13 protein-coding genes are annotated in these 14,988 nt (G+C 57.5%); 7 read left to right on the top strand and 6 right to left on the bottom strand.

The features are described from left to right. Positions 1-34 precede the first annotated feature (34 nt). A complete protein-coding gene (locus tag QPK31_RS23800; protein ID WP_290425375.1) occupies positions 35-1,765 on the bottom strand; it encodes a site-specific integrase in 1,731 nt (576 codons plus the stop codon). Between the two features lie 338 nt (positions 1,766-2,103). Between QPK31_RS23800 and QPK31_RS23805 the strand changes: the two genes are divergently transcribed. The 6 genes from QPK31_RS23805 to QPK31_RS23830 all read left to right on the top strand — a co-directional run bounded on the left by QPK31_RS23805 (position 2,104) and on the right by QPK31_RS23830 (position 8,838). Next, positions 2,104-3,486 carry a site-specific integrase gene (locus tag QPK31_RS23805; protein WP_290425376.1) on the top strand — a complete coding sequence of 461 codons (1,383 nt, stop codon included), beginning with the start codon at positions 2,104-2,106 and terminating at the stop codon, positions 3,484-3,486. 100 nt (positions 3,487-3,586) lie between these two features. Continuing rightward, a complete protein-coding gene (locus QPK31_RS23810; protein ID WP_290425377.1) occupies positions 3,587-4,531 on the top strand; it encodes a hypothetical protein in 945 nt (314 codons plus the stop codon). Between the two features lie 216 nt (positions 4,532-4,747). Then, entirely contained in the window at positions 4,748-5,017 is a 270-nt protein-coding gene (locus QPK31_RS23815; RefSeq protein ID WP_290425378.1) for a DNA-binding protein, read from the top strand. Next, positions 5,014-5,475: a hypothetical protein gene (locus tag QPK31_RS23820; protein ID WP_290425379.1), complete on the top strand. Its 462-nt coding sequence runs from the start codon at positions 5,014-5,016 to the stop codon at positions 5,473-5,475. Before QPK31_RS23815 ends, QPK31_RS23820 begins: the two co-directional genes overlap by 4 nt. A 5-nt stretch (positions 5,476-5,480) precedes the next feature. Next, a complete protein-coding gene (locus tag QPK31_RS23825; RefSeq protein ID WP_290425380.1) occupies positions 5,481-8,249 on the top strand; it encodes a hypothetical protein in 2,769 nt (922 codons plus the stop codon). Between the two features lie 199 nt (positions 8,250-8,448). Beyond that, positions 8,449-8,838 (top strand): hypothetical protein, encoded by a 390-nt coding sequence (locus QPK31_RS23830; protein ID WP_290425381.1) that lies wholly within the window; start codon positions 8,449-8,451, stop codon positions 8,836-8,838. Between the two features lie 755 nt (positions 8,839-9,593). Here the strand turns inward: QPK31_RS23830 and QPK31_RS23835 are convergent. Then, positions 9,594-10,748, bottom strand: coding sequence for a DUF6575 domain-containing protein (locus QPK31_RS23835; protein ID WP_290425382.1), 1,155 nt, complete (start codon positions 10,746-10,748; stop codon positions 9,594-9,596). Between the two features lie 660 nt (positions 10,749-11,408). On the opposite strand from QPK31_RS23835, the gene QPK31_RS23840 reads away from it, so the two are divergent. Next, the gene (locus QPK31_RS23840) at positions 11,409-11,978 is read left to right on the top strand and encodes a recombinase family protein (protein WP_290425383.1); all 570 of its coding nucleotides are present in this window, start codon (positions 11,409-11,411) and stop codon (positions 11,976-11,978) included. A 40-nt stretch (positions 11,979-12,018) separates the two neighbouring features. Here QPK31_RS23840 and QPK31_RS23845 read toward each other — a convergent pair whose 3' ends face one another. The 4 genes from QPK31_RS23845 to QPK31_RS23860 all read right to left on the bottom strand — a co-directional run bounded on the left by QPK31_RS23845 (position 12,019) and on the right by QPK31_RS23860 (position 14,984). Continuing rightward, positions 12,019-12,780 carry a hypothetical protein gene (locus QPK31_RS23845; RefSeq protein ID WP_290425384.1) on the bottom strand — a complete coding sequence of 254 codons (762 nt, stop codon included), beginning with the start codon at positions 12,778-12,780 and terminating at the stop codon, positions 12,019-12,021. A 176-nt stretch (positions 12,781-12,956) separates the two neighbouring features. Then, positions 12,957-13,658: an MBL fold metallo-hydrolase gene (locus tag QPK31_RS23850; RefSeq protein ID WP_290425385.1), complete on the bottom strand. Its 702-nt coding sequence runs from the start codon at positions 13,656-13,658 to the stop codon at positions 12,957-12,959. Between the two features lie 31 nt (positions 13,659-13,689). Next, positions 13,690-14,484 (bottom strand): sulfite exporter TauE/SafE family protein, encoded by a 795-nt coding sequence (locus tag QPK31_RS23855; RefSeq protein ID WP_290425386.1) that lies wholly within the window; start codon positions 14,482-14,484, stop codon positions 13,690-13,692. Positions 14,485-14,549: 65 nt separating this feature from the next. After that, positions 14,550-14,984: a YeeE/YedE family protein gene (locus QPK31_RS23860; protein WP_290425387.1), complete on the bottom strand. Its 435-nt coding sequence runs from the start codon at positions 14,982-14,984 to the stop codon at positions 14,550-14,552. Positions 14,985-14,988 lie beyond the last annotated feature (4 nt).

A 14,988-nucleotide genomic window follows, 5' to 3' on the forward strand; every position in this document is an offset into this window, starting at 1 on the left:
CCGGCCCGTCGGAAAAGCCGACGGGCCGGTCTGGTCAGGAATCGCCGTCTTTGAGGCTGACGGTTCCGTGACCTGGTTCCCAAGGTAGTGCCGGGATGGCAGGAAACTGCACGCGTGAGAAGTACCTGGACAAGCGGTTGAACGGCACATCCGAACCGTAGCCGTCAGTGACCTTGCCGTCGCCTGTAGTGTGGCCGAGCACGCGTTGCAGGTATTTGGAGGGCACACCGGCCGCTTCGAGCAGGTCTTTCATGCAGTGGCGGAAGGAATACAGCACCTTGCGGCTATCGGTAATGCCGATGGCGCGCTTGTAGCGGCCAAAGAATTTCGAGAATGAGCCGGACAGCTTGCCGTGGAAATCCTGCTTGAGGGTCGGGAAAAAGACGGCAGCACCGCGCGCGCGCAACCACTCGACGTAACGCAGCAGGCCCAGGTCGATGAGCTCTTGTGTAACCGGAACCCGGCGGATGGACATCGCATTTTTCAAGGTCCGACGATGGCTTTGCGGCACATTGCTATCCTCAAAGAGTTCGCCGTCCTCGTCACTTGGCCGGTCTACGATATTGAGATACCAGCCCGATTTCGCGTCCCGGCAGAGGTCACTCAGCGCCAGGCCAGCAATTTCTTCAGGGCGAGCGCCGGTATAGAACATCAGTACCGGAATCCAGTAGCTCGCCTCGCCGGACTGCCCTTTCGAGCGTTTGTGCTGAGTGAACACTTCCGACGAGAACAGGGTAGTGAGGTCCGAGGCATCGAAAGGCAACCGACGCTTCTTGCGTTGCCTTATGCCGCTCTCCTTGAACCCCAGCGTATTCGCAGCGGGGTTCGCTTTCAGAACATGCTTGCCCACGGCAATTTTATAGATGGCGCGAACCTTGGAAATGCGTTCGTTAATGGTCGGTACCTGCAAGCCACGGTCAAGCATGTAGTGTGCGAACGAGGTCATCAGTTCAGGTGTCACTTCACCCGGCATACGCACTCCCTGCGCACCAGCGAACTGTCGAAGGTCGCGCCATGGAGTCTGGGATGCAATGGTGGTGGGCGTGGGCCGGTCCTTGACGTAATCGCGCCAGGTCTCGAACACCTTTTCCCAGGTTGGTGCATCCGGATTTGCAGGAGCGCGCTCAGGCGCTATGACGTGCAGCGGATGAGTGGGCGCCGCGGCCACCTTATCGGTGTCGACCAGTTCACCACGTTGGCGCGCGAGCTGGTAGTCCAGCGACTCAATCACCGAACGCAGGAAGGTGTAAGAGGCACGCTTCGCCTCGTCTTTTTCGGGCGCGAAGTCCAGGCCGCACAGACGTAGGAAGCCATGCAGCGCCGGATACACGCTCATGCTCTTCCCTTGGGCGAGCACTCGGCCGAGCTCGGTACGTTGGCTTTCCAGCTTCTCGCCGAGCTCATCGAATTCAGTATCATCCAGACCATCCTGGCGAATACGGTCATCGTTCAGCAAGACCCGGTGGACCCAGAAGCGGGCAACGCTCTCGAGCTGCTCATTATCAAGCCGGGCAATGCGCTTCGGGTTCAACGAAACTCGGCTCAGGTCGAGTTCTTGACGCTTCTGCCGGAACTCGGTGTCGATACGTGCAAGTTCAGCACGCGCCAGCTCTTTGGCGTCGCGCAGGTCGGCAGTGCCGAGGCTTCGGACGATGTGTTCTTGACTGGCAGGGTAGGCCGCGCGAATGTCGGCTGGGATGCGGCGACGCACATACTTTGTGCCGTGTTTGCCGCGTTGGTAAATACCTTCAGAGATTGCTTTCATAGTCTGCTCCACGTTGGTTGTGTGACAGACCGTGTATCAACTCCGTTTAGCCTTTTACGAAAAAGGCCTTGATTCCTATAGAAATCAAGGCCTTGCGCGCACTAGCGGTATTCTTTGGGGTGGCTGATGGGACTCGAACCCACGACAACAGGAATCACAATCCTGATAAAAGGTGATTCCGAGTTGTTGATGTGGATTGATTGATGTTCTGATTCCCTTTGTAATCAATGGCTTGCGCATATATCTCAGCTATATTGTGTTGATCTTTGGCACTTGTTATACTCCAGTTTGGGTTACAAGTGGCTTACAAGTTCGACTGACAATATAAAGGGGAGGCTATGGCAAAGGTTGAGTTCACCGCTACGCGGGTTGCAGAGCATTCTTGCCCCGAGGGGAAGAGTCAGGCATTCATGTGGGACAGCGTAGCTCCTGGGCTAGGACTGCGAGCTACACCCCGCGGCGATAAAGGGTATGTCTTCCAGTCAAAGTTGAACGGACAGACAATCCGAATCAACATTGGCAAGCCGTCTACTTGGACGATCAAGGCCGCGCAGGTTGAAGCGCGTCGCTTGCAGACCCAGATCGATATGGGAAAAGACCCGCGCCAAGTCGTGAAAGACGAACTCGCTGCCGCTCAAGACGCCCGTGAAGCTCGTCAGGCAGCGCTTAAGGCGGCGGAAGAAGCGGCGCAACTTGAAGCTGAGGCCAGGGCTTTGAAGGACCGGCGAGAATCGGTAACGCTCGGAGCCGCGTGGCCGGTTTACATTTCTGCTCGTCGCAATGCCAAGCGAAAAGGGGGCAAGCAAGGCTGGAGCGAGTGGCATGTTCGTGACCATGAAAATGTCGCCCGCATCGGAGGTGAAGAAAAACTGCGCGGGAAAGGGCTCACAGAGCCAGGGCCGTTAGCGTCGCTATTGGACGTTCGACTGGCTGACCTGAGCGGTAAGCGCATTAGCGAGTGGTTGGCGTCCGAGACAGCGGTCCGACCGACGCAAGCCGGGCTGGCGTTCCGCTTGCTTTCGGTTTTTGTAAACTGGTGCGATTCGCAGCCTGAGTACATCGGGTTGGTACCCGCAGGCGCATGCAAAGCCCAGCAGGTCCGTGATGAGCTGCCCAGTGCGAATGCCAAGGATGGCGACTGTCTGCAGCGTGAGCAGCTCGCGCCATGGTTCAAGGCTGTCCGTGCGATGACGAATGACGTGCAGTCGGCGTACTTGCAGACCTTGCTGCTGACTGGGGCGCGACGCCGTGAGCTGGCCTCCCTGAAATGGGTAGATGTCGATTTCCAATGGCTGAGCATGACCATTCGCGACAAAGTAGAGGGCGAACGCACCATCCCGCTGACTCCTTATGTGAAGTATTTGCTGGCTGGGTTGCCTCGCCACCCGGATAACCAGTGGGTTTTCTCTAGCCCCGCGTCGGCGAGCGGGCAGCTTGCTGAGCCAACGCCTGGCCATAAGCGTGCCCTTGCTTCGGCGGGGTTGCCGGACTTGACCCTGCACGGACTGCGCCGGTCATTTGGATCGCTTGCGGAATGGACGGAGACTCCTGCAGGCGTCGTGGCCCAGATCATGGGACATAAACCGAGCGCGATCGCGGAAAAACACTACCGCCGCCGACCACTTGATTTGTTGCGTATGTGGCACGAAAAAGTTGAGGCCTGGATGTTGGAGCAGGGCGGCGTCGAGTTCCAAAAGGATGTATATCAAGCCGCGGCATAGGCACGGCAGCAGCTAGGTAAGCACTGCTACACCGCTACTTTCGCAACGTTTCGCTGCGGCCGTCCTCGTAAAGTTGACGCTCTACTCGGCTACTGCTAGGGTGCTGATCCCGTTGCGCGAGGTAGCGATGCATATAAGCGAAGTGTGTTCAATTGTCGAGGCCATCCTGTTCTTGAGCGCGTTGACTAAGCGTACCTGGACCGAGGACGAATTCGTCCGTGCGGTCATCCGTCTTCGTCTTCCGGTCTATGCCGCGGCGCCTTACGACGCGTCGATCGTATCCAAGCGATACGTTAACGATCGCTTGGTTGTTACGGACGAGCCTTCGCTGAGTGCTCAATACGTTACGCTGTTGCAAGCCGAGATCGAGGAGCTTGCCTATAGCTCTGGGCCTCAGATTGTCACGGATCGACCAGCTTGGCGCTGGGGGGATAAACCGTACCAGTCTTGGGATAGGATCGCCGCGTTTCGCCAAGGCAACCATCGTGTGCTCGGCTATTGGGAAACCGAGCAGGGGGAATGGATGGGGGAGTCGAACGAGTATTTTTTCTCCAAGCCAGTGCAGGTCACCGCGCAGTCGAAATTCTTCGTGCCACGTCACACTATTGCCGAATTGATAAAGGATGAAGAATTACGTTGTGCTCAGGTAACGGGGGCTGGTACCAGCGAACCTGCACAGCCCCCTCCGCTGATCGAGGCGCCGGCTTTAGCAGAACACAGCGCCAGTAGTAGCCGGGTGAATAAAGCGGTCCCCTTGGGCATCACGAAAAGTCAGGTGCTGACAGCATTCTCCGGCCTGACCAGCATCGACCTCGCGAAGGCGCTTGCTAACGGTAAGGGGCTGTACAGCAAGGACCAAGCGAAGGTCGTGAGCGGCACTCCCGGGAGCCGCCATGCCGCGCTGTGGGACCCTGCCATTCTCGCCGCAGGGTTCTATGAAAATTATCGCATCCCCAGATCAAAACTGAACAAGGTGTTCATGGAGCACCAGTTTTTGGCGCCGTGGCGTGAAAAGTGGAACGAACTGGCGGAAGATCTGCCATGAAGCCCTAGCTCTTTGGCTAAGGCGACGCTGACCTGAATACGGCAGGTAGATAGCCAAAAATGGCTGAACCTGCCATAGCAACCTGCCACACACCTGCCATACACTTGGCCTGCAAGCCGCATGAAACCGTCAAGGGAATGCCATTCCCCTAAGCAAAAAAACAGTGGCAATTGAATCTGAGTACTCCTAAACACGCATCAACATAAGGAGATTCAGATGCACACGCCACATACGGCAACCCACCCCAAGCCCGTGGCGCTCAGCGAGCGCCCGGACATCACGAGCAAGCAATATCCCGCACTCGATGCCCAAGTGCGCATCGCTGTGTCCACGGCGGAGGCTGCTTTCCATCTCGGCCGTAAGCCGCAGACCCTGCGCAAGTGGGCATGCTTCGAGGACGGCCCGCTCCGCCCGGTCCGCATCAATGGCCGCCTCGCGTGGCCGGTGGCACAGATCAAGCAACTGCTGAATACGGGGGACGCATGATCACCTCCCTCCTGGTCCAGGACGATACCTGCGCACCCATCACGCTGTGCAAAGCTAACCCACACTTCCCATCAAAGCACGCTGCAGCATGCTATGCAGCCCAAGCTGCATTTCTCCGCACGGTCTTCGGCTACCAGCCGACCAAGGGTCTGATTGCAGGCTACGTGAGCAGCGTCGCGATGGAAGGCAGCATCGTGGCCGTTGAGGTCGCCTTCCGTGAATACGGTTACGCCACGGGCATGTTCGAGGTGCCCGTCCACGCGATCAAGTTCGACGGCCAGAGCGTGTCGACGACTAGTGACGCCGCAACGTGGATCGGCCAGAGCGTGGTGTTGAAGGTTATCAACCGCTATAAGCTCGACGGTATCTTCCTGTCGAATGTTGCTGCTATCAGCATCGACGGCGGCGACAAGTGGGTGGAGCCGCCGCGCGAGTCGCTCGCAAAGCTGGAGGCTTAATCACGATGTGGACCACTGAATCCCCCAGCGCCCTGGTCAAGACTACGCCCACGGAAGTCGTCGACGGTGCCGCGCCGGCGACGGCGACCGCGGGAGTGGAAGCGACGTCTGATATGGCGCCCGCTACCACGGCCGTCGAACACCGTGCAGCAGTAACGATCCTGACCAATGACAATGGCAACCTGACGAAAACCTTCTTCCTGGATGAGGGTGGCACCGTACAAAAGCAGGCTGCAGCAAAGTTGGTCTACGGCCGCTACCAAGTGCGCCACGCTCCCGACCTCGATGCACTGAACACCATCCTCGACTCCTTGGCGCCCACCCAAGCTGTGACCTACGGCCGCCCCGTGACCGCGGAAGGCGTGGTGGTGGCTCAAAGCGTGAAAGGCCCCGCTGCGGGCGCTATCACCCGCACCCGAGAGAACTTCCAGTTCGGTGACGATGCCGGCGTCCTGATGCTGGATTATGACCCGCCCAAAGATCGGGTTGCATTCTCCCCGTCGGAGCTGCTGCAGACTGTCCGTGGCTGCTATGGGGTTCTCGATAAGGTGGCCATGCTGTGGCGGGCAAGCGCGTCTTCCGGTGTCAACGGCCGGGGCATTACTGGCCAGCGCATCTACCTCATCGTCAGCAAGGCAAGCGCAATCCCGCGCATCGGTAAGGTGATCTTCGATCGCCTGTGGCTGGCCGGCTTCGGCTACTACGCACTCAGCAAGTCCGGCCAGTTGCTCGAACGCGCGCCGATTGATCTGTCGGTGTGGAAACCGGAAGGCCTCGACTTCGCCGCCAATCCGGTGCTGAACAACGGTATTGCGCGCGCTTCCTACGAGAGCGAGATCACGGGTGGCGGCCTGTTGGATGCGACTCAGGTGCAGGAGCTGACGGCGGACGAGATCGTCGAGTTGAAGGCGATCAAATCGGCAGCTCGCGCGGCTATGACTCCCCACGTTCAGACGGCAAAAGAGGAATACATCAAGGAGGTTGCTCCAATGATGGCCGAGCAGCTGAAGCGCCTGAACGTCGATGCCGATTCGGCGGCAATCAGCGTGATGCTCGACCGTGCTACGGCGCAGCGCACCTTGATGGGCGACTTCCCATTGCTCACCGCTGAGCGCAAATGGGTCACCGTAGGCGCCGTATTGGACAACCCGGACAAATGGCACGGCACGCGATTCGCGGACCCACTGGAACCGGAGGTTGACGGCCGTGTTGCATGGGTCAACCTGCGCAGCGGCGGGAAACCGTACCTGTACTCGCACCTGCACCACGGTACCAAATACCGTCTGGACCGCGCACCGGCATTGATTGAAGTGACCGCAGGCGAATTGCCGCGCATGGTGGATTCCATGGCCCAGCTGCTGAAGAAATCGGGCCAGATGTACGAGCGCGCAGGTGTCATGGTTTATGTGAACGACGATGGCAAAATTGTCCAGGCCATCGCTACGTGGATGAAGGTCTTTGTGCATCGCCACTGCCGATTCGAGCAATTCAATGAACGAAAGAAGGAGATGGTTGTCGCTGAGTGCCCGCAGGGTGTCATCAACGGCCTCCTGGCTAATGCCGCGCAAACTCGCATGCCGCGCCTGATTGCTGTCCGCGATGTCCCGACCATGGAGGCGAGCGGTCGCGTCATTGCAACGCCTGGTTACGATGAGCAGTCGGGTATCCTGCTCATCAGCGAACAATTTTCCAAATGGCCGGCAATCCGTAAGGCACCTTCGGCCAGCGACCTGAAGACGGCCCTGCAAATCCTGTGGAAGCCGTTCCAGCAGTTCCCGTACGTATCGGCTGCAGATAAATCCGTCGTTCTGGCAGCGGTGCTGACTGCAGCGGTCCGTTGCTGCCTGCGAACCGCTCCTGGTTTCGGTTTCAGCGCCACGGCACCGGGCACCGGAAAAACGTTGCTGGCGCAATGCATCGGCGCGCTGTATGACGGCAACGCGCCAGCAGTGAGCGCACCGATCACGCATGAAGAAGAATGGTCCAAGAGCTTGTTCAGCTCCGCCTTGGCAGGCGCTGGGACCCTGCTGTTTGACAATGCCGAGCACGCAATCGAATCGGCCAGCCTGTGCGCTGTCACCACGGCGCCTGCTATCAAAGGGCGAGTTCTCGGTGAGTCGCGCGAAGCTGAGGCTGAACACCGCTTGCTGGTTCTGGCGACCGGGAATGGCCTGCAACTGGTTGGTGACTTGAATCGCCGATTCTTCACTTGCCGGCTAGATGCACAGGTCGATTCGTCCAAGGTGGCTGGCCGCCAGTTCGATCTGGAACCACTCGGCTACTGCCTCCAGAACCGGCTGGCGATGATCACCGCGGCACTGACGCTGATCCAGGGGTACGTCAATGCAGGATTCCCTGCTGTTTGCGACGGGCTGGCGTCGATGGATGACTGGAATAAGCTGGTCCGCTCCACCATCGTATGGCTGGCCCAACAGGGTGTCACTGAAGGCTTCGTCGATCCTAAGGTTGCCTTGCTGCGTGACAGCGCGAACGACCCGGAAGCTGCGGCGTTGGCAGGCGTGCTCGAAATGGTGAAGGCCACGTTCGGCCCCAACGGAAAGTTCACTGTCGCCGAGCTGATCAAACGCTCGGCAGGAACCGAGGGCTGGGCCGAGCTGCTGAAGGATATCGCTGGCGACCAACGGGGTGTCGATGCGCGCCGTCTCGGTCAGTGGCTGCTGAAGCGTGAAGGGCGAATCAGCAACCGCTTGAGCATCAAGCGCGCAGGCCTCAACCGCACCAAGACGGTGCTGTGGGGTATCAGCGAGGTCTAGTAAGCGATCGCGCAGGGTATGCAGGGATCTGCAGGGATGTTTTTACTCTAAGTCAGTTTGAGTTTCAGAACATGCTGTTAGCAGAAGGACGTGGGGTTTTACCCCTGCAATCCCTGCACCCCTGCGCACTTGCAAAAAGCCGCTCGAATAAATCTCCTACCTCGACAATGAAAGCAATCTACATAAAAGGTTGACGACAATGAAAATTAAGAAGCTCGCGGTCCACAACACCGCTCTCTTGAAGTCCCACCGCCGCTGGCCGCTCAAAGCGGATTACCTGGACGTTCCTCGCGAAATGATCGTGCAGCTGATCGAGAAGTTCATTGCTGTGTATGGCACGGGCCCTTTGCTCGAACGCGGAAATTTCCGGCAGCTCTCGTGGATCAGCCCAGCGGGCTTCGACGCGCTGGACTTGCACCAGGCGCTGGAGGTAATTATCGATACCGTCAACGTGCGCTGCGATGATGACGACGACGCGCAGGGGATCAAAGCCCAGCTGGAACAACATCTGGGCCCACTCAACGGCTACATCGCTGTGCGCCTGCGCGGTTGGCCCTTCGTGATCCAGCCGCAAGCAGCTGCACGATAACAGCGATCGAACATTTCACACGCGAACCCGGCATGCACGTGCCTGGTTCGCTTTTGTTTTAGGTAGACCGAGTGAAAAAAGCAAAGGCTCCCCGGGTTCCTGTCCTTGAAAATGCGTTTGAAGTGAACCTGCCAAAACTAATACGGGCAGCGAAGGCTACGGACGATGCGCGGGTCGTTCTCACTGATGGAGCTGTGCGGACAGTGGTGATACTGACCCAGAGCCGCCTAGCGGTCTCCCTGGGCGGCCGCTCGTGGGTTGTGGACATCGTAGCAGTCCAGTGCTTAAAAGGACGGTTGCGCCCCCTCCTGAAGTGCCCTCGCGCGCACGAGGGAAATTTTCAATCCTTGTACTACCGCAGCGGCGAGTTGGCGTGCCGACACTGCCACGCGCTACGATACCGGACTAATCTTGCGGCGACGGCAGTCGAACGAGCGCGGATTGCCCGAGTTAGGCTGTTGTTGTCACTGGGTATCGAGCCAAGCCGCCTCGATATGACGCGCCACCCATACAAATGGCGCAAGCGACACGTGCGCATAATTGCCAAGGTAGAGCGCCTCGCTAGAATCCACCACGAAGACCTTCGTTTGTGGCTTGACCGTAAATCAAAGCAGGGGAAGAAATTTCAATCTGAAGCTTCACGGCGGTAATCGAAAATACGAGCGAATATTCTACTTAACAAGCATCTACTGATCTCCCGCTCGAGGCGCTTTAGCTTTACTTCATCGAGTCGGTGCATGCTCATTCATTGTAATTTAGCTAACGTCCTTAATTTTTTTCATTTTCTTCAGAAGTAATCGTCGGTCTTCCCGCCCTGTTGCTGCGACGATTTCAACGTACTCTTCACAAATAAATTCATAAAGAGCATCACCAATAACCGCCCCATTCAGGCTAACTTTGGAACCATCCGCTATTTCGCCCGAATAGACTTCGTTGTCCTCCTCGCTTATGAGCTTCCAAGTGCCTGCAGTCTGAGCCGCTAAATCCAGTCGACCTCGGATTATAACTTCCTGCACACTGAGATCCGATCGTTGCTTGCAAACCTCCACGAGTTTTCGGATTTCCGCTAGGCTAAGCCGAGATTTGCTTGCGGAGCCCATCGAAGGGTTCGCCCATTCCACTCGTATCGCCGCTTCATGTTCAGACAAAAAGTTTAGAAGTTTAATTAAGGACGAGGCAGTATGACCACGAACAGATTGCAGGTATTCAAGGGCCGCCCCCGAGTCGGTGGATAGGGCTAAAAATCTATTTATTTGTTCCATTGCTGCAGTGAATGCAGGATGTTCGCCGTGCATGTCACTTGGGTGTGAACTGCAGAATTTAACAGTAAATGACCCCTTGGCAAAACCAAATACATCAGCGGCGAACGAGTCATCACCTTTTTTCAACGGCTTTTTGGCGACACGAGCCGCAGCTCGGGAAAAATTGCGGACCATTGCTTGGAAGATAAATAAGAACTCGCCCAGTGTATTTGTATGTATGCGGGCCTGCTTTACTGCCTCAGGCACTTCAAGTGAAACGAAAGATACTGTTGTAGCCATCTCGGCGGCAGTTTCTGCAACCTCATCGAAACCCTCGAAAAACAGGTCCGGCTCTGGAAGGGACCGACTAGGAAACACGTCATAAGTCGACCGGGTCGCAATTAAACGCGTGGCATCACCACCGACAAAATGCGCGCTATAAAATTCGCGGATTTCCGGCGTTTCATAAATTGCTCGCAGATCGATCTTCCCGCACACTAACCCTTTGGCGCGTTCCGGAGAAATTGATGTGCATGCATATGTAGGCCCATCGTCCCCATCTTCAGCGCCTATCATGCAAACATATTGCCCACCTACCTCGTCCTTGCCTAAAAAAACTTGGGGTATGTCGTAGAAGAGAAGGACTAGTCCTTGTTTGATAGTTCTCATGTGGTGGCCTGAACGTTTTGCAGAATTGGAAAGGCCTCCGACCGCCACCATGAATAATGGTCTGGTCCACCATTTTTTTCTACGAGGCCCGCCGTATGGTCAAGCTTTATCGCGGTGATCGTCTTGTGACGATGCCGTTCCATTTTCAAAAGTCTGGTCAGTCCGGTGGGGCTGTTGAATACCGAGACCGCGCGTGCGTGACACTCGTCGGTGTTGTACTTGGTACCGGGATTTAATTTTCGATGTGACCAAAAATCCTCACACGTTGGAGAAGCCGATTCGGTCAGCCTATAAAATGTACTCGTTGGCGGGACCGCGCCAGGGGGCGGACACGTAGGAGGCAGTTGCTCGAACCACATAGAAGGACAGGAAGTTGATGTTTGACAGTCTGAACATAGTACCGGTTGTCTAAGTGCCAAGTAAAGCAAGATTACGGGTGGGAGACTGTAATATATTTTTTGAAAGCGCATCGTTATGCGTAATGAATAGGAACGCATGCAAGATTATGTGTGTTCAGTTCGTTGCTTTCGAGTGCATCAAAAAGGCCGATTTCTAACACCCGTTTTTCGACCCTTTTGAGACTGTTGGAAAAATAGCCTTTTGATATATCAACATGTTGATATATATTGATGAGGTTTTTCAACATTCTATGAGGTAACGATGGCAGTGTTCGGGTATGGACGAGTATCTACAGCAGATCAGACAACAGACAATCAACGATTGGAGATCGAGCGCGCTGGGTACATGGTGGAGTATTGGTTTGGGGATACGGTAAGCGGCAAGGCCCATGCAGCCCAGCGAAAGCAGTTCGGCGCCATGCTCGGGAAGCTGAGGAAGAGCGACATTCTGGTGGTGTCCAAGCTGGATCGGCTTGGCCGAGATGCGCCGGACGTGCTTGCAACGATCAAGACGTTGGGTAGTCTCGGCGTTGAGGTCGTCGTGCTCCAGCTTGGGAAGCTCGACCTGACGTCACCGGCCGGCAAGCTCATGCTGGCCATGTTGGCTGCTGTGGCTGAAATGGAGCGTGACCTGATCGTAGAGCGCACCCAAGCGGGCCTGGCCCGTGCGAAGGCCGAAGGTAAGATCCTTGGAAGGCCAGCTAAAACGACGCCAGAACAGCGCGAAGCCATAGTGCAAGGGTACAGGGCCAAACAGAGTGTTAGCGCCCTGGCGAGGCTGCACGACGTTTCCAGGTCTACTGTACTGACGATTGTGAAAGCATCGGCCTGATGCATTCTGGCGGCCTGCGAGGGCCGCCTTATCGGCCTGGTTACCAGGCACGAGCTCTTTGTTGCGACGTTTGTGTATGAGTAGCGCTTCGTGGCGGGATGACTCTTACTGATGAGTCCCCCGCCTCAGCCCACTGTTGCTGAAGGTATGCTTTCCTCCACTGATCTGGCGGGATAGAGGGGATCAAGCTAAGAGCCTCTTGAAAACGCCCGAGCTGACGATATAGCTCAACTCGTTCAAGCGTCCAGGCATCAGAAGGCAGCAACGCAAGCAGCCGTTCCATGTTGGCTCGCGCGGCTTTTACTTCCAGTTCAGGGCCATCGGATCGCCTGCGATGGTGATCGTTCGAGGCCCACCATAACTTCCTACGCAAGTACTCTTCTTGATCGGGCAGCATAGAGGCAATATGTGCTAAGGCGTCAATATAATCTTGGACAGTGCTGAGCCGGATGAAGCGAGCAGCTTCTTTGATCTCGCGTGGCAATGATGACCATTCCCGCTCACCCTTAAGTTTGCCGCTCCGGTCACCCGTCAGCAGATGCCATAATTGCGCCAATGCACTTAACGCGGCCGGTTTTTCAGGCGCAGGCATCAGCGCATCTGCGTCATCGATCCAAAGAATCTTCGAGCAGGTAGGGCAGCGCCCGACTGGGCTACCAATACCAGCCCACCACTGCTCGTTCTTCCCATCTGACCAGCTTGGTACGTCATCATAAAAGTGTAAGAACGTGAGTATGCTCCGCGTGAAGTAACCATTGCACGCAGGGCAGCGATGAAGGGTAGGGCCGGAAAGTTGAGTCATGAGGATATCTTTGCGTCTCCGATGGGTTGAAAGGTTGTCGTAAGACCCACCTACCCGGGGGGGGGCCAAGGTCGGCCCCCGCGTATGTGCGACTGACCGACGGGTCCGTCAAATTTTTTTTCGCGTACGAACAAGCGGATTTTTCCCCTCACCATGGAGGTCGACTGGCGGCTTCTTTAGCCACCATGAGGCAAGCCGAGGTTTTGATTCGCCGGCACTGCTACGTCGATCAGCTTCGGCTTCGGCAAGTTGAGCTCGTTCATGAGTTGAACAAAGTCATCCCGGCTTCGGTTGGCCAAGCGTGCGTTATGACGCTTTTCCCAGCCGATCGTCGACACCGCTTGGCCCTTGTAGTCGTGGCCTGGCCACATGAGGGCGTCGTCCGGTAGCGTGAACAGCTTATCGTTGACGCTGTCGTACAGGGCATCTGCACTGCCGCTCTGGAAGTCGGTACGCCCGCAGCCGTCGATCAGCAGCGTATCGCCTGTAAAGACATTGCCCCGCCAGACGTAGCTCATGCTGCCAGCAGTATGGCCTGGCGTATGCAGGACCCGGATCTCTTCGCCAGTCCCAAAGGAGATCAGCTCCCCATCCTTCAGTTGCATCTCGGCGGGGGCGATACCGCAACCGCTTGGGGCTGCAGCGACAGCGCCGGTCAGCTCGCACAGCCTGCCGGCCGAGGTAACATGATCAGCATGTGCGTGCGTCTCGAGCACGTAACGCAGCTTCAAGCCCAGGCGCTGGAGATGCTGGAGGTCGCGTTCCCAGTGGCGCTCTACCGGGTCGATGATGACCGCTTCCTTTTCGCCGGGCGCGACAAGGATGTAGGTGAAGGTGGACGATTCAGTATCGAACAGCTGGATAGGGCTCAGATTCATTTCGTTCTCCAAAAAATACTATGTAGTGCAATTAAGAGAGCAGGGCCTTGGCGACCATGCCGAGCGCGACCAAGGCCGAGACAACGGCGAACGCCTTTTGCAAAGCCGGGCCCGCGACCCTGGCTGCAAGCGAACGGCCGCCCAGCATGCCGGCGAGGGCACCGCCCGCGAATGGCGCCGCAGTAGACCAATCAATGCCTCCCTGCGCCGCCGAGGTGGCGACTCCCGTCACGGAAATGATGGCGATGACGGCAAGGGATGTCGCCACCGCAGATTTCACCGTCAGGTCGGTGTAGCGTTGCAGGGCCGGCACCATCACGAAACCCCCGCCGACGCCAAGCAACCCTGAGAGGAGGCCCGCAAGAGCGCCTGATAGGCCGAGCGCCCGCATACATGGGCGGGTCCAGACAAAGCGTCCGGTCTGTTCCCCGCGCACGCAGACGAGCTTGCCCGGTCCGTTAGCCACGGCCGGCCGAGCAGCTTGGCGCCAGGTCCTGAAAGCCACGTAGAGCAGTGTCATGGAGAACAGCAGGCTCAGCCAGCGGCCATCGACCAGGCGCGCTGCCCAAAAACCGGCCGGCGACAGCAGCATGCCAGCCGCGGCGATCAGCAGCGCGGCTCGGTAGCGCACCTGTCCGTCCCGTAAACCGAGGATCGCCCCCAAGGCCGCCGCCATTCCTACGGCCAGCAGACCGATCGGTCCAGCCTCGGCAACGCCGATTCCGGTACCGAACACCAGCAGGGGTACTGCAAGGATGCCGCCTCCGGCCCCGGTCAGTGCCAGAATCAGCCCAACGACGAGACCGAGCAGGGTGGCTGTTAGCATGGCGAACTCCTATGCCGAGGCACGGCGCGAACTATGTCAAGTTGGTTCACACAAGCGCCCATGGCTCAAGCATTCCGAAGCGAGCGTGCACTAATCCACTCGAGCAGCTCGAACAGACTCATGCCGGCCACCATGGCCAATGCAAAGATCCATGGCTTGGCATCACCAGTGGCCAGCGAGGCCAGCGCCGGACCTGGGCAGTAGCCCGCCAGGCCCCAGCCGGCACCAAAGGCCAGCGAACCGAGCACCAGGCGACGATCGATCTGGGTTGCGGTCGGCAGGCGCATGGCTTCCCCCAGCAGCGAGCGCTCGCGCTTGGCGGCAAAACGGAACGCCACCAGGCCGACTAGGATCGCACCGCCCATGACGAAGGCCAGCGACGGGTCCCAGTTTCCGGCAAGGTCGAGGAAGCCGATGACTTTCGCCGGATCGGTCATGCCCGAGACAATCAGGCCAATGCCGAAAACCAGTCCTACAATCAGTGCCATCAGGATGTTCATATCG

Source organism: Massilia sp. YIM B02769 (assembly GCF_030411995.1).
Classification (GTDB): domain Bacteria; phylum Pseudomonadota; class Gammaproteobacteria; order Burkholderiales; family Burkholderiaceae_D; genus Telluria.